This is a genomic window from Streptomyces sp. NPDC037013 (assembly GCF_055607265.1).
Genome location: NZ_JBVJRV010000001.1, coordinates 174507 through 189507 on the forward strand (window position 1 = coordinate 174507; position 15001 = coordinate 189507).

10 protein-coding genes and 2 pseudogenes are annotated in these 15001 nt (G+C 71.7%); 6 read left to right on the forward strand and 6 right to left on the reverse strand.

Features of this window, described 5'->3' with window-relative positions; translation table 11 throughout:
* Window positions 1–75 precede the first annotated feature (75 nt).
* The 5 genes and pseudogenes from ACZ7DY_RS00795 to ACZ7DY_RS00815 form a co-directional block, all read right to left on the reverse strand.
* The gene (locus tag ACZ7DY_RS00795; protein WP_471128226.1) at window positions 76–1329 is read right to left on the reverse strand and encodes an FG-GAP repeat domain-containing protein; all 1254 of its coding nucleotides are present in this window, start codon (window positions 1327–1329) and stop codon (window positions 76–78) included.
* Between the two features lie 19 nt (window positions 1330–1348).
* Window positions 1349–2113, reverse strand: a complete 765-nt coding sequence (locus tag ACZ7DY_RS00800) for a hypothetical protein (protein WP_471128229.1) — start codon at window positions 2111–2113, stop codon at window positions 1349–1351.
* A gap of 47 nt (window positions 2114–2160) precedes the next feature.
* Window positions 2161–3363 carry a non-hydrolyzing UDP-N-acetylglucosamine 2-epimerase gene (wecB, locus tag ACZ7DY_RS00805; RefSeq protein WP_471128232.1) on the reverse strand — a complete coding sequence of 401 codons (1203 nt, stop codon included), beginning with the start codon at window positions 3361–3363 and terminating at the stop codon, window positions 2161–2163.
* A gap of 483 nt (window positions 3364–3846) precedes the next feature.
* Window positions 3847–4740, reverse strand: a pseudogene (galU, locus tag ACZ7DY_RS00810) (UTP--glucose-1-phosphate uridylyltransferase GalU); the annotation flags it as partial.
* A gap of 152 nt (window positions 4741–4892) precedes the next feature.
* Entirely contained in the window at window positions 4893–5531 is a 639-nt protein-coding gene (locus ACZ7DY_RS00815) for a TetR family transcriptional regulator (RefSeq protein WP_471128235.1), read from the reverse strand.
* A gap of 422 nt (window positions 5532–5953) precedes the next feature.
* Between ACZ7DY_RS00815 and ACZ7DY_RS00820 the strand changes: the two genes are divergently transcribed.
* The 6 genes and pseudogenes from ACZ7DY_RS00820 to ACZ7DY_RS00845 all read left to right on the forward strand — a co-directional run bounded on the left by ACZ7DY_RS00820 (window position 5954) and on the right by ACZ7DY_RS00845 (window position 13099).
* Window positions 5954–7147: an IS701 family transposase gene (locus ACZ7DY_RS00820; protein WP_471128237.1), complete on the forward strand. Its 1194-nt coding sequence runs from the start codon at window positions 5954–5956 to the stop codon at window positions 7145–7147.
* Window positions 7148–7201: 54 nt separating this feature from the next.
* Window positions 7202–8575: pseudogene (locus tag ACZ7DY_RS00825) on the forward strand (phosphomannomutase/phosphoglucomutase); the annotation flags it as partial.
* 90 nt (window positions 8576–8665) lie between these two features.
* Window positions 8666–9595 (forward strand): FkbO/Hyg5 family chorismatase, encoded by a 930-nt coding sequence (locus ACZ7DY_RS00830; RefSeq protein WP_471130149.1) that lies wholly within the window; start codon window positions 8666–8668, stop codon window positions 9593–9595.
* Window positions 9592–10563 carry an LLM class flavin-dependent oxidoreductase gene (locus ACZ7DY_RS00835; RefSeq protein WP_471128239.1) on the forward strand — a complete coding sequence of 324 codons (972 nt, stop codon included), beginning with the start codon at window positions 9592–9594 and terminating at the stop codon, window positions 10561–10563. Before ACZ7DY_RS00830 ends, ACZ7DY_RS00835 begins: the two co-directional genes overlap by 4 nt.
* 143 nt (window positions 10564–10706) lie before the next feature.
* Window positions 10707–11816: an MFS transporter gene (locus tag ACZ7DY_RS00840; protein WP_471128242.1), complete on the forward strand. Its 1110-nt coding sequence runs from the start codon at window positions 10707–10709 to the stop codon at window positions 11814–11816.
* A gap of 62 nt (window positions 11817–11878) precedes the next feature.
* On the forward strand, window positions 11879–13099 hold the full coding sequence (locus tag ACZ7DY_RS00845) for an MFS transporter (RefSeq protein WP_471128244.1): 1221 nt from the start codon (window positions 11879–11881) through the stop codon (window positions 13097–13099).
* A gap of 11 nt (window positions 13100–13110) precedes the next feature.
* Here ACZ7DY_RS00845 and ACZ7DY_RS00850 read toward each other — a convergent pair whose 3' ends face one another.
* The gene (locus tag ACZ7DY_RS00850; RefSeq protein WP_471128246.1) at window positions 13111–14895 is read right to left on the reverse strand and encodes a thiamine pyrophosphate-requiring protein; all 1785 of its coding nucleotides are present in this window, start codon (window positions 14893–14895) and stop codon (window positions 13111–13113) included.
* Window positions 14896–15001 lie beyond the last annotated feature (106 nt).

Here is a 15001-nt window from a genome sequence, read left to right on the forward strand (position 1 = left end):
GCATATTGCAGTCGTGTGCAATCGTGGATGGCGTGACGTGAGGTCGCCGCGAGGGGAGGGGGAGCGAGGGCTCCGTTACGGGATGTCGATCTCGTTGCGGTAGACCATGAGCTTGGCGTCCTTGGCCACGTAGTAGTTCTGGACCGAGTACGCGATGGTGGCGAAGTCGAGCCGGCCGTCGCCGTTGAAGTCGGCGGTGGCGATGCGGGCGACGGACTCGTCGGAGACCCGCCATTTGGTCCAGATGCCGTTCTTCAGGTCGACTGCCTTGTAGTACATGACCCCTTGCCACGGCCACGGGCCGCGCAGGGCGACCAGGAACTCGTCCTCGCCGTCTCCGTCGAAGTCGGCCGTGACGATCTGGTGGCCGGGGCCCTCGCCGTTCTCGTTGGGGTCGCCGTAGACGTCGAGCAGGACGCGGTTCCACTCGACCTCGTCGGCGGGACCGTCGGTGGCCTTCGTGTAGACGGCGACGGTGTTGCCGTGGAAGGGCTCGATGGCGGCGACGTACGCCATCGGATCGTCGCCCACGCGGCCGACGTTGAGGTCGCCGCTGCCCCGGAAGCCGGTCTGCTCGAACTGGGTGAGCTCACCGGTGCCGATGAGCTTGCGCACCCACTCCCGCCTGTCCGCGTCCCAGTACATCCACGTGACGCCCTCGTCGGAGGCGAGCAGCAGCGAGTCACGGTCCGAACCGGGGATGAGGCCCTGCTTCTTCTCCGCCCCGTGGATCATCCGGAAGTGGGTGTCGTCGATGACCGTCATCGGCCACTCCTCGGCGCTGTGCACGTCGTCGGGCTGCGTGAACAGCACGACGGGGAGCACCGCGTGGACGTCCTCCTTGGCCACGATCGGCAGGCCGATGATCTCGAGCCGCTCGTTCTGGGTGAAGTGGCCGACGCGCAGCCGGTGCATGCCGGTGGTGCGGCCTATGTAGTGGCGCTTCCAGCGCGACTCGTCCTTGTCCGGGCTGCCGGGGTTCTCCAGCCAGTCGATCTTGCCGCCGGCGTCGTTGGCGTCGTAGATGGTGCCGATGGGGCCGTACAGGTCGTAGCAGACGATGATGTCGGGGTGGCCGTTGCCGCTCACGTCCGCGTAGTCCGCGCCGACCGGCATCTTGATCCGGTCGGCGACCAGGCGCCGGGTCCACTCCTCGCCGTTCTGGTACCAGTAGATCTCGCCCAGGCTCAGGCCGTAGCCGAACAGGTCGGGCCTGCCGTCGCCGTCGATGTCCGGCGCCTCCAGCCAGTAGCCGTCGCGGAGTTGGTCGGCGACGATCTCGGGCGTGAACCTGGGGGCGCGGAACGGGGTCGCGTCAGTGGGGGACATGGTCTTTCTCCAGGACTTCTCAGCGGGTGATGGCGTGGTACTCGACGGCGAGCCAGACGCAGTCGGTGTCGGCGCGGTACTGGTGCCAGGGGTAGCGGAACGAACCGTCCGGCTCCTGGACGCAGAAGGGGTCGGGCGTGGTGTAACCGGGGCTCATCCGCAGGTCCTCGTAGAGCGTCCCGTGGTCCTGGGCGCGGAACTTCTGCATGCTGCCCAGGCCGTGGACCTGCGTGTGGACCTCGATGAAGTCGTGCCGGTCGTGAATGGCGCAGTCGGTGCCCGCCGGCGCGAACCAGAGGTTCACCTTGATCTGGAACTCCCGCTCGTGTTCCGGCAGTCGGCTCTGCCCGAGGACGTACGCGGGGTCGAAGCGGATCGTTCCGGCGTCGTCCTGCGGGCTGCGCCACAGGGGGGTCTCGCGCGGGAAGGAGCTCTGCTCGCCGCCCTCGGCGAGCAGGTCGCCGAGGAGCCGCCACCCCGGCTCGTCGACGATCGGCGCCACCGGCACGTCGTCGTCCGTGCGCAACAGGACGAGGGCGTCGGCCCGTTCGACGGTGGTGTCGCGCAGGATGGTGGACGACAGCGGCGGGATGCCCTTGCGGGGCTCCTCGGCGACGGGGACCGGCTCGACGCCCAGGTTGACGACGATCGCGGTGCCGCGCACGACGAAGTTCTCGGCGTCGCGCACCAGCGTGGCCGCGACGTGCCCGCCCGTGAAGGCGAGCGGGATCTCGGCGTTGCGGTCATCGGCCGCGGTGCGGACGAGGAGGGCTGGGTCGTTCACGGTCTGCTTCCCTTGCCGGTCGGTGTGGATGCTGCGGGACGCACCGCTCAGGCGGGTGCGGCGGTGGGGGTGGCGGTGCGGGCCAGCTCCACCGACAGGTCGTCGATGGGAACGGCCGGGGCGAAGGACTCGGCCGCGGGACCGTCACCGAAGTAGTGGGCGATGGCCTGGACCGTGCGCTCCGTCGCGCGCCCGTCGCCGTAGGGGTTGGTGGCGGTGGCCATGCGGCGGTACGTCTCGGGGCTGCGCAGCAGGTCGGTCGTGGCCGCGACGATGCCGTCCCGGTCGGTGCCGGCCAGCCGCGCGGTACCGGCCACCACGGCCTCGGAACGCTCCGTCACGTTCCCCAGGACCAGCGTCGGCTTGCCGAGCGCCGGACCTTCCTCCTGCGCGCCGCTGCTGTCCGACAGGACGATGTCCGCGCGCCGCATGAGCTTGCTGAAGCTCAGGTAGGGCAGCGGGTCGACCACGGTGATGTTCGGGTGGTCGCCGATCTTCGGGAGCAGGGCATTGCGCACCGCGGGGTTGCGGTGCAGCGGCACGACGACGCGGACGTCGGGCTCCTCCGCCACGTCGACGAAGGCGTCCGCGATCTCGGGCAGATGCGGCCAGGCCTCGCGCCGGTGCGCGGAGGCGACGACGATGCGGCGGGTGTCCGTGTCGAGGTCGTCGAGGGCGGGATCGCCGTAGGAGGAGGACTTCCCGCTCGCCCACTGGAGGGCGTCGATGACGGTGTTGCCCGTCACCACGATGTCGTCGTCGGCGATCCCCTCCCGCAGCAGGTTGGTGCGGTTGCCGGGGGTGGGGGCGAGGTGCAGCGCCGCGATCTGCGCCACGAGCCTGCGGTTGCCCTCCTCGGGGAACGGCGACCGCAGGTGCCCGCTGCGCAGTCCCGCCTCGACGTGGACGACCGGGATCTGGTGGTGGAAGCCGGAGAGCGCGGCGGCCAGGGTGGTCGCCGTATCGCCGTGGACGAGGACGGCCTGCGCCGACAGGTCCTTGAACACCTCGCCGAGGCCGTGCAAGGACCGGGAGGTGACCTGGGAGAGCGTCTGCTTCGGCGCCATGATCTCCAGGTCGATGTCGGGGCGGAGGTCGAAGGCGTCGAGGGTCTCGTCGAGCATCTGCCGGTGCTGGCCGGTCGAGATGACGATGGGGTGGAAGCGTGGGTCGTCCTGAAGCGCCCGGATCACCGGCGCGAACTTGATGGCCTCCGGCCGGGTGCCGAGAACAACTGCAACGGTCCGCATTTCTTTTTCATCCTCAGGCTCGTCAATGGGCAGGATCGGCCGGGGCGGTCGCGTGCGCTTCCTTGCGCACGGAACCGGGGCCGGGCCGAACAATGCCGCGCTCCAAGCCGGCGTAATGCGCCGGCGGGAGGGCTTCAATGGGCATCTGCTGCACGGTGGGGGATTCTGCGGCCCCCGAAAACCACGGCGATGTGAGGTCGTATCCGCTGGTGCGCGGGAAACATACCTGGCACGGGCAACGACATTACGCAATGGCTGCCCGGGAGCAATGGCCGAGCGGGAATCCCCGGACGTTATTGGCAAGTCGACCAGGTCGCCGTGCCCGGCCGCGTGACCGTCGCCACATCCCCGGCAGGTCCGCCGGGCGTCCTCACCGGTCGGCCGGTCAGGGGGCCGGCCAAGTCAGCCGGTCGGGGTCAGGGTCTTCGGAGCCGGGGTCGTCGCGGTCGGCGTCTTCGCCGCCGGCGCCGTCGGGGCCGTCGCCTCGTCGGCCACGAACGTCCGCAGCCACTCCAGGAATCCGGGCCCGAGGTCCTCGCGTTCGCACGCCAGCCGCACGGTGGCGCGCAGGAAGTCGGCGCGGTCCCCGGTGTCGTACCGGCGCCCGGAGAAGACCACGCCGTGCACCGGCCCGCCCTGCTCCGAGACGGCCAACTCCCGCAGCGCGTCCGTGAGCTGGATCTCGCCGCCGCGCCCCGGCTCGGTGCGCCGCAGCACGTCGAAGATCTCCGGGGCCAGGACATACCGGCCGATGACGGCGTAGTTGCTGGGGGCACTGCCGGGCTCCGGCTTCTCCACCAGGTCCGTGATCCGCACCGTGTCGCCCTCGGCGCCGGCCTGGACGGCCGCACATCCGTACAGGTGGATCTGGTCCGGGTCCACCTCCATCAGCGCCACCACGCTGCCGCCGTGCTCCGCGTGGACTTCCGCCATACGGGCGAGGAGCGGGTCCCGCTCGTCGATCAGATCGTCGCCGAGGAGGACCGCGAAGGGCTCCGCGCCGACGTGCGGAGCCGCGCACAGGACGGCGTGACCGAGCCCGCGCGGATCGCCCTGGCGCACGTAGTGGATGTCGGCGAGTCCGGTGGAGGCCGACACCTGGGAGAGCCGGTCCCTGTCGCCCTTGCGCCGCAGCACTTCTTCGAGTTCGTAGTTGCGGTCGAAATGGTCCTCGAGAGGGCGCTTGTTGCGTCCGGTCACCATGAGGATGTCGGAGATTCCCGCGGACACGGCTTCCTCGACCACGTATTGGATCGCGGGCTTGTCCACCACGGGAAGCATTTCCTTGGGGGTGGCCTTTGTCGCGGGAAGGAATCGGGTGCCAAGACCCGCGACGGGGATAACAGCCTTGGAGATGACAACAGATGTATCAGGCATGCGAAAAAGCTACGAGCTGCCGCGTGCGGCCCCCAAGCGGTTCTCCGTCCGGAGCGACGACTTCGGCACATCCGAGGGTCCAGAGATCACACTCTCGGATGTCGGCGTCCGTGGACCGGGACGGCCGGGGGCCCGCGCGCGGGGTCGGGGAGTCAGCCGATGAGCACCCCTCTGCCGCCCGCGCCTGGTTCCAGCCGGACCGGCGGGCGGGTGGCGATGCCGCGAAACATCGCCTCCCAGATCCGGGCGAATTCACCCGCGAGGTCCGCTCCGCCCTCCGCGGGCGTGGCCCCGCGGATGTGCGCCTCCGCGCCGGCGACGAGGAGTTGGGCGAGCGCCAGGACCGTGGCGCGGTCCCGGCGCCGGGGACACTCGCCCTCGCCCACCAGCGCGATCGCCCGCTCGACCGTGGGGAGCCAGCAGTCCGACCAGTCGCAACCGGAGTCCGGCCGTTCACGGGCGAGCCGGGCGGCGGCGCGCACGAGGGGGTCCCGGCTGAGCAGGGTCGCAAGCGCGAGGGTCACGGAGGCCACGACCTCCAGCTGGGACGCCTTCCGCTCGGCCGCCACCTGCTCCACGACCCTGCGCGTGATCTCCGCGCCCTGCACCTGCACCTCCTCGGCCAGCGCCTTCTTCGAGGAGAAGTGGAAGGTCAGGGCGCCCATGGACATGTCGGCCGCCTCGCTGATCCGGGCGAGGGACGTGCCCTCGTAACCGGCGCCGACGAAGACGGACGCCGCCGCCCTGACCAGGGTCTCCCGCGTACGCGCCGATCGTGCCTGTTTCGTCATGGTCTGCCTCCAGGATGCGCACACCCGTGCAGTCCTGAGCGGCTGTTGGGCGTGGAAGATGTACGGGAAACGGGCCGGCGTGCCATAGCGTTCCGCCGCATCGGCAGCGCCCGCAGGGCAGTTGCGCGCGGACGGCGCGGCTCATGCGGCTCGTTCGGCTCCGTGCCGCCCAGTATTCAGCCGTGGTGATGTACGGCACAACGCGGCCCCCTCGGGAGGCCGTCCGGGGGTGCGGCTCCGCGCGTCGCCCGCCCCTGTCGTTGACGCGATCGCGCCACCCGCCGGGCCGCGATCGGGCAGGTGCATGAATCCCGTACGGACTTGGCAAAGTCTCCGCCGGGCTCCGTTCACCGTCCAGAAAAAAAAGAACGTCTACTATTATTTTTGCCGCAGGACGGTCTGCAATGCCAAGGGGAGGCATCATGAAGGAACACCGCGCAGGTCTGGACGGCACACTCAGCTCCTTCGCGGAGGAGCTCTTCGCGCAACTGCCGCGTGCGGACCAGCGTCGATGGGCCCGCGCCTACCTCCAAGGACTCCTGGCCACGCCGGGCAAGAAGTCGGTGCGCCGCCTCGCGGCGTCGGTGTCCAGCTCGCCCACGGCCTCCCAGTCGCTGCAGCAGTTCGTCAACGCGAGCCCGTGGGACTGGGAGCCGACCCGCAGACAGCTGATGCGCGTGGCCGAGCGGCACGGCTGGGCGCGCGCGTGGGTCATCGAGACGGCCGTCCTGCCCAAGCGGGGCGACCACTCCTGCGGAGTGCACCGGCGGTTCGTCCCGTCGGTCGGCCGTACCGTCAACTGCCAGCTCGGCATAGGCGCCTTCCTCTCCTCGGAGAACGGGGACCTGCCCGTCGACTGGCGCCTCCTGCTCCCCGAGCAGTGGGGCGACGACACCCGGCTGTGCGAGCGCGCACGCGTTCCCGAGTCGGCCAGGAACCTGCCGCTGTGGGCCCACGCCCTCGGCCTGGTGGAGAACCTCGCCGCCCATACGTCGTTCCCCCCGGTGCCGGTCGTCACCGATGTGAGCGACTACCCGGACGGCATCTGCCTGCTCGACCAACTCTCCCGGCTCGGCCACGACTTCGTCGTCTCCGTACCCCTGGACCTGCCGGTCCTGCCCGCCGCGCGTCCCTCGGGAGCACGCCGCGACACCGGCGACGCGCAGGGCGCCCTCGACGTCCGGCGCTTCCTGCAGCGTCACGGCACCCGCCACCCGCACGCGGTCACCTTCACCACGCCGGGCCGCCGCCAGCAGCAGGTCCGCGTCGTGTCCGGACTGATGCGGCTGCCCGGCAGCCGGCACCTCTACCGGGCCTTCGCGGAGCGTCCCGCGGAGGGGGAGGGGCCGCTGCGCGTGTGGGTCACCGGCATGGTGGACCGGGGCATCGAGTGCCTGACGGCCCTCGCGCGGATGCACGGCGGCACGGTCTCGACGCTGCGCTCGCTCGAAGCGGACTACGGGCTACTCGACTTCGAGGGCCGTTCCTTCCCCGGCTGGCACCACCACATGACCCTGGTGTCGGCCGCGTACGCCTACAGCCGGCTGTTCTCCACTCCCGGTCAGGACCCTCAACTCGACGTCTACCGGCAGACGTCGGACCTCTTCCGCGTGTGACTCCGATTCCGCCGACTCACACTCTCCGACTGCCCGCCGCGGCACGTGACATGCATGACTGGAGCACAGGTGTCTGATCTTTCGCACATCGTGAAGGCCTACGACGTTCGCGGGGTGGTGCCGGACCAGTGGGACGAGTCGCTCGCGGAGTTGTTCGGGGCGGCCTTCGCACGGGTGACGGCGGCCAGCGCCATGGTGGTGGGGCACGACATGCGGCCCTCGTCGCCCGGCCTGTCGCGGGCGTTCGCGCGCGGCGCGGCCGCGTCCGGGGTGGACGTGACGGAGATCGGGCTGTGCTCGACGGACCAGCTCTACTACGCCTCGGGCGCGCTCGACCTGCCGGGGGCGATGTTCACGGCCTCGCACAACCCCGCGCGGTACAACGGCATCAAGATGTGCCGGGCGGGTGCGGCGCCGGTGGGGCAGGACACGGGTCTCGCGGAGATCCGGGCGCTGGTGGAGGGCTGGCAGAAGTCCGGGGCGCCCAGGAGCGCGGCGGTCCCCGGCACGCTCACCCGGCGCGACACGCTGACCGATTACGCGGCCCACCTGCGGAGTCTGGTGGATCTGACGACGATCCGCCGCCTGAAGGTGGTCGTGGACGCCGGCAACGGCATGGGCGGCCATACGGTGCCCACCGTCCTCGACGGGCTGCCCCTCGACGTCGTCCCCCTCTACTTCGAGCTGGACGGCACGTTCCCCCACCACGAGGCCAATCCGCTCGACCCGGCCAACATCGTGGACCTCCAGCGCCGGGTGCGCGAGGAGGGCGCCGACCTGGGCCTCGCCTTCGACGGGGACGCGGACCGCTGTTTCGTGGTGGACGAGAACGGCGCCCCCGTCCCGCCGTCGGCCATCACCGCGCTGGTCGCCTCGCGGGAGCTGGCCCGGCACGGCGGCAAGGGCGCGGTAATCCACAATCTGATCACCTCGTGGTCGGTGCCGGAGGTCGTGCGGGAGAACGGCGGCACACCGCTCCGTACCCGCGTGGGCCACTCGTTCATCAAGGCGGAGATGGCCCGCACCGGAGCCATCTTCGGCGGCGAGCACTCCGCGCACTACTACTTCAAGGACTTCTGGAACGCCGACACGGGCATGCTGGCCGCGCTGCACGTGCTGGCGGCGCTCGGGGAGCAGCCGGGCCCGCTGTCCGAGCTGGTGGCGCAGTACGACCGCTACGCGGGCTCCGGCGAGATCAACTCCACGGTGGCGGACCAGGCCGCGCGACTGGCCGCGATCAGGACGGCGTACCAGGACCAACCAGGCGTAACGCTGGACGAGTTGGACGGCCTCACGGTCACCGCGGCCGACTGGTGGTTCAACGTCCGCGCCTCCAACACCGAACCCCTGCTCCGGCTGAACGTGGAGGCGCGGGACGAGACGACCATGGCCAGGGTCCGCGACGAGGCCCTGGCCCTCATCCGCGGACCCCGGACCGAGGCCCCCGCCACGCCCTCCCTGCGCGCCGACATCACCCCCGTCGGGCGGATACCGGAGGCGGGGGAGGGGCGGCACATCCTGGCCACCGTGACCTTCGCCGACACCGCCGCGCTCACCCTGACCGAGCACGGCCACCCCGACCTCACCCTCCCCATGGCCGCCGGACAGGAGGACGCGTTCCGCGAGGTGTGGACCGTGGCGGGGCGGCCGCGGTGGGCGATCGAGGGCGACCTCGCCCACGCGTACGACGGCTCGCACCTGTTCATCGCCGGACTCCTGCCCGAACAGGACGTCTACACCCCGGCGGTCCGGGCCCTGTACGGCAAGGCGTTCGCCCTGGCCGACGAGGTGGGCTGCCCCCACCTCTTCCGCATGTGGAACTTCGTCGGCGACATCATCGGGACCAACTCCGAAGGCATGGAGGTCTACCAGGACTTCGTCCGGGGACGCGCCCAGGCCTTCGAGGCCCACCTGGGGAGCGGCACGGCGCACCTGCCCGCCGCGACCGGCATCGGCACCCGGGGCCGCGGCATCGCCTTCTTCCTCCTCGCCTCCCGGCACGAGGTGCCCCGGCACGTGGAGAACCCGAAACAGACGCCCGCCTACCACTATCCGCACCAGTACGGGCCAAAGCCGCCCAGTTTCGCCCGCGCCACCTGGCTCGGCGAGACCCTCTACGTCTCCGGCACCGCCGCCATCCTCGGCCACGAGACGGTGCACAAGGGCGACGTCGAGCGGCAGACGCGAGTGACCCTCGACAACATCGCCCACCTCATCTCCCGCGAGAACCTCGCCGCCCAAGGCATCGACGCGGGGCACGAGTTGAAAGAACTGCGACGCATCAAGGTGTACGTACGACATGACAGCGACATTCCGGCGGTACGCGCGACGTGTGAGGAAGCGTTTGGTGCTGGCACTGAGGTGAGATACCTCAACGTCGACGTCTGCCGCGACGACCTCCTCGTCGAGATCGAGGGCATCGTGCCGGGCCCGGAGTGGAGCCGGTGAGCGGCCTGAAGGTGGGCATCGTGCTGCCCGGACGCGAGTCCGTGGTGGACGAGGGCCCCTACCCCGGGAACATCGCCTCGATCGCGGCGCTGGCGGAAGAGTGCGGCTTCGACTCCGTGTGGGCCGGCGAATCACCGCTCGCCCGCTCCCGGCTCAACCCGCTGCTCGCCCTCACCGCGGCCGCCACCGCCACCGAGCGCGTCCAGCTCGGTACGGCCGTCCTGATGCCGCTGCGGCCCCCCGTCCACCTGGCGCACGAACTCGCCTGCCTGGACCGGATGTCCGGCGGCCGCCTCGTCGCCGGCATCGGCTCCGGCTTCAACTCACCCGCCACCGAAGCCGAGTTCGCCAACTACGGACTGGACTTCGCCACCCGCTTCGGACGCATGCGGGAGACCATCGAGATCTGCCGCGCCGTCTGGGCGGCCCGCGGTGAACCGGTCCGCTACGAGGGCGAGCATTACCGGCTCCGGGACGCCACCGTGCTCCCCGTGACGGAGCACCACGGCGGACCGCCGCTGTGGATCGCCCACTCAGGACCGAAGATGCTGCGGCGCGCCGGCCGCGAACTCGACGGCTGGATGCCCACGTCCACCACCCCCGAGAAGTACGGCGAGGGCTGGCGGCAGGTGGCGGCGGCGCGCGACGAGACCGGGCGGAGCGGCGACGCCGTCACCGGCGCCGTCTACCTCTCCGTCGCGGTGGACGACACGAAGCGGCGGGCGGAGCAGACCCTGTCGTCGTACTTCGGCGCGTACTACAACCTCCCGCTGGCCACCATGCGCACCACCCAGGGCATCTTCGGCGGCACCCGCGACGAGGTCGCCGACCAGCTGGCGCGATACGTCGAGAACGGGGCCCGCCACCTCATCCTCCGGCTGCCCACCGACGAGCTGACGGAGCCGAAGTACCGGTCCGCCGTCCACCGCACGGCCGAGGAGCTGCTGCCGCTCCTGCGCGCGCTGTGAGCGGCGCGGCGGGCCGGGTCGGCCTCACGACGGAACGGACACCGGACCAGGCAGGGGAAGAGGCGCCGGGAGGGGCCGGGGAACAGAACCGGAGGCCGGCGTGGGCCGTGTGGGCGGCGGCGTGGCCGATCACCGTCGTGTTCATGCTGTCCAACATCCCCACCCCGCTGCTCGGCCTGTGGCAGGAACGCATCGGCTTCTCCACCGGCATGACGACGGTCGTCTTCGCCGCCTACATCGCCGGACTGCTCGTCGCCCTGCCGTTCGCCGGCGTCCTCGCCGACCGGTTCGGACGCCGCACGGTCCTGGTGCCCGCCCTGGCCGCGGCGCTCGCCGCCTGTCTGCTGTTCATGACGGCGGAGCACGTCGCCGGCCTCCTCGTCGCGCGCGTCCTGACCGGCCTGGCCGTGGGAGCGGCCGTATCGGCGGGCACCGCGGCGGTCGTGGACGTGGCGGGGCCCGGCCGCCGGGGCACGGCGGCCCTGGCGGGCTCCGCCGCCATCGGGCTCGGGCTCGCCGTCGGACCACTCCTCGGCGGGACCGTATCGGAGTACTGGACGGCCCCCACCGTCACCGTCTTCGCCGTCGAGATCGTGCTGATCCTTTCGGCGTTCGCCGTCGTCCTCACCGTGCTTCCCCCGGCCGAGGGGCCGTCCGGGCGGCGGGGCTGGGTGCGCGTGCCGTCGGTGCCCCGGGAGAACCGGCGCAGCCTCACGACGAGCCTCATGGTGTACATGCCGGGGATGACGGGCACCTCGCTGCTCCTGGCCCTCGGCCCCGCCCTGCTCGGCACCCTGCTGCACACCGGCAACCGTGTGGTGACCGGCGGGATCGGATTCCTGATGTTCGGGACCTCGACCTGTGTGCAGTTCGCGGTCAGGTCGCTGCCGGCGCGCCGGGTCCTGGCCACGGCGGGGCTGCTGACCGCGGCCGGCATGCTGGGCGTGGCCGCCGCCGTCGGCGCACGGTCGCTGACGCTGCTTGCCGCCGCCGCGGCGCTCGCCGGCGCGGGGCAGGGGACGAGCCAGTTCGGCGGGTTCTCGCTGCTCAACTCCGCCGTCGCCAAGCACCGTCTCGCGGAGGCCAACGCGGCGCTGAGCGCGGGCGGTTACGCGTTCGCCGGCGTACTGCCCATCGCGACCGGCTATCTGAGCGACGCCACCGGGATCACCACCTCCGCCACCGTCTTCGCCGCGGTGACGGCGGTCGCGGCGCTGGCCGGTGCGCTGACGATCCGCCGTACACGCACCTGACGCCGGCACGCCACCACGAACCGAACCCGTTTCCCACCCATTGAAGAGTTGAAGAGGAAGTCATGCCGCTCGCACTACTGGCCCTGGCCGTCGGGGCCTTCGCCATCGGGACCAACGAGTTCCTGATCATGGGCCTGCTGCCCGACATCGCGACGGACATGTCCGTCTCCATCCCCACGGCCGGCCTGCTGATCTCCGGATACGCGCTCGGCGTCGCCGTGGGGGCACCCATCATCATCGCGTTCACGATGCGGGTGAACCAGAAGCACGTCCTGCTGGGACTCCTCGGACTCTTCATGCTCGGCAACGCGGTGGGGGCGGTCGCGCCGAACTACGGCCTCCTCATGACGGGCCGCATCATCTCGGCCCTGTGCCACGGCGCGTTCTTCGGCATCGGGTCGGTCGTCGCCGCCTCCCTGGTCGCCCCCACGAAGCAGGCGAGCGCCGTCGCGATGATGTTCAGCGGCCTGACCATCGCCAACGTCGTCGGCGTCCCGCTCGGCACCTGGCTCGGCCAGGTCGCCAGCTGGCGGGTCGCCTTCTGGGCGGTGACCGCGCTCGGCGTGATCGGCTTCCTCACCGTGGCGGCGCTGCTGCCGAGCAGGCCCGCCGACCCGGAGGCCTCGCTGCGCCAGGAACTCGCGGCCTTCCGGCGTCCCCAGGTCTGGCTCGCCCTCGCCATGACCACGCTCGGCTTCAGCGGCCTGTTCGCCTCGTACAGCTACGTCACCCCGATGATGACGGACGTCACCGGGTACGCGGCCGGCAGCGTCATGGGGCTCCTGGTGCTCTTCGGCTGCGGCTTCGTGGTCGGCAACTCGCTCGGCGGCAGGGCAGCCAACCGCAACGCGATGGCGACGATCCTGGTCCTCTTCACCGCGCTGACCGTCGTGCTCGCCACCTTCACCTTCACGGCTCACTCCAAGCCGCTCGCGGCCGTCTGGCTCTTCCTGCTGGGCGCCATCGTCTTCGGCACCGTGCCGCCGCTGCAGACCCGGGTGATGCAGGAGGCCCCGGGAGCGGGCACCCTGGCATCCGCCGCCAACATCGCGGGCTTCAACCTCGGCAACGCCATCGGCGCCTGGGCGGGCGGCCTGGCCATCAGCGGCGGCCTCGCGTACAACCACACGAACTGGGTCGGGGCGCTGCTCAGCGGCGGCGGCCTGGTCCTCGCGGTGATCACCGCGCTCAGCTCGGGCCGCGGGAAGCGGACGCCTGCCGAGGCGGCTCCGCCGGCCGCGGCCCCCGTCGCCGACCCGGTGGAGGCCGCTGGCAGGCCCTGAGGCGGCCCGCGTCATCCGGCGCCGTTCACCTCGTCCCCGCCGCCGTCCCCGTCCTCGTGCCCCACCCCCGGCAGGAATTCCTGCAGCTTCGCCTTGAGGCCCTGCCGCACCATCGAGGTCCGGTCCGCGTCCCCCTTCAGGATCGCGGACGCCGTGGACTCCAGGTGTTCCCACGTCGCGTGCGGCGGGACCGGCGGCACCGAGGGATCGGTGCGGAAATCGAGGACCACGGGGCCGGACGCGTCGAGCCCGGCCCGCCAGGCTTCCTCGACGTCCTCGGGCCGCTCCACGCGTATGCCGGTCAGGCCGATCGACCGGGCGAACTCCGTGTACGGCATGTCCGGCAGGCACTGGTCGAGGTCCCGGTCGTCCCATACGCCGACGACCAGGCGCGGGTCGTCCCAGCGGTGGCGGTGCCCGGCGACGGCGAGGAGCTCCGCCATGCCGTTCATCCGCATCGCGCCGTCGCCCACCAGCGCCAGCACGGGGCGGTCGGGGTGCGCGAACTTCGCCCCGAGCGCGTAGGGCACACCGCAACCCGTCACGGCGAGCGCCCCGGAGAGGGAGCCGCGCATGTCGCCGCGGAGCGTGAGGTGGCGCGCGTACCAGGCCGTCACCGGACCCGAGTCGACCGCGACGATCGCGTCGTCGGGGAGCAGCGGGTCCAGGGCGCGGGCCACGTACTCCGGGTTGACCGGGTCGGCCGAGAGCGCGGCCCGGTGCTCCAGCACGGCGTTCCAGCGCCTGACGTTGGCGCGGATCTCCTCGCGCCACTCGCGGCTCACCGCGCGGCGCTCCTCGTCGATCAGCGGGATCAGCTCGCGCAGCGTCGCCCGCGCGTCGCCGACCAGGTTCACCTCGTACGGGTGGCGCATGTCGGCCATCTCCGGGTCGACGCCGATCTGCACGCCGCGCGCCTTGCCGGACTCCGGCAGGGACTCCGGGCGGGAGAAGCCGGCCCCGACGGTCAGGAGCGTGTCGCAGTCGCGCATCAGCTCGTGGCTCGGCCGGGTGCCGAGCGGGCCGATCGCGCCGGTGACGTACGGCAGGTCGTCGCTCAGCACGTCCTTGCCGATGAGCGCCTTCGCGACGCCCGCGCCGAGCAGCTCCGCGATCTCCTCGACCTCGGCGCGGGCGCCCGCCGCGCCCTGCCCGACCAGGATCGCCGCCCGCTCACCGGCGTTGAGGACGTCTGCGGCCCGCCGCAGGGCGCTCGGCGAGGGCAACGTCGTCCAGGCGCCGCGCTCCGGCCGCAGGGGGGCCGTCGCGCCGTCGTGCCCGGCCGGGGAGAGGTCCATCTCCTGAACGTCGCCGGGGACGATCACGACGGTCGGGCAGCGGTGCGCGTACGCGGTGCGCGCCGCCCGGTCGATGACGTCCGGCAACTGCTCCGGCACCGTCACCGTCTCGACGAAGTCCCCCGCCACGTCCCTGAACAGCGCGGGCAGGTCGATCTCCTGGCGGCGCGGGCCGGCCGTCGCGCCGCGCGCGGTCTGCCCGACGAGGGCGAGGACCGGCACCTGGTCGAGTTGCGCGTCGTACAGGCCGGCCAGGAGCTGGACCGCGCCGCGCCCCGAAGCCGCGCAGACGCCGAGCCGCCTGCCGAACTTGGCGTATCCGACGGCCTCGAGAGCGGCCGTCCCGGCATGCCGCGCCCGTACGAGAAGCGGCCGGTCCCCGGCCCTGTCCCAGGCGGCGAGCAGACCTGTGATGCCGTCCCCCGGACAGCCGAAGACGTGCTCGACACCCCAGGCGCGCAGCCTCTCCAGGGTGTGGTCGGCGACCTTGACGCTCATGACGGAACCTTCCGGTCGGCTGACAGACGGCGGTCCCGTCCGCATGTCCGGTGGAACGGGCGGAAAACCCCGGTGTGTTTGCTGCCGGAAGCGGGGGGCAGGCGGA

Bases quoted from the DNA above. Each gene is read 5' to 3' on its own strand.
- ACZ7DY_RS00795 (WP_471128226.1), bottom strand. From the start codon at position 1,329: ATGTCCCCCACTGACGCGACCCCGTTCCGCGCCCCCAGGTTCACGCCC.
- wecB (WP_471128232.1), bottom strand. From the start codon at position 3,363: ATGCGGACCGTTGCAGTTGTTCTCGGCACCCGGCCGGAGGCCATCAAG.
- ACZ7DY_RS00815 (WP_471128235.1), bottom strand. From the start codon at position 5,531: ATGACGAAACAGGCACGATCGGCGCGTACGCGGGAGACCCTGGTCAGG.
- ACZ7DY_RS00820 (WP_471128237.1), top strand. From the start codon at position 5,954: ATGAAGGAACACCGCGCAGGTCTGGACGGCACACTCAGCTCCTTCGCG.
- ACZ7DY_RS00840 (WP_471128242.1), top strand. From the start codon at position 10,707: ATGCTGTCCAACATCCCCACCCCGCTGCTCGGCCTGTGGCAGGAACGC.
- ACZ7DY_RS00845 (WP_471128244.1), top strand. From the start codon at position 11,879: ATGCCGCTCGCACTACTGGCCCTGGCCGTCGGGGCCTTCGCCATCGGG.
- ACZ7DY_RS00850 (WP_471128246.1), bottom strand. From the start codon at position 14,895: ATGAGCGTCAAGGTCGCCGACCACACCCTGGAGAGGCTGCGCGCCTGG.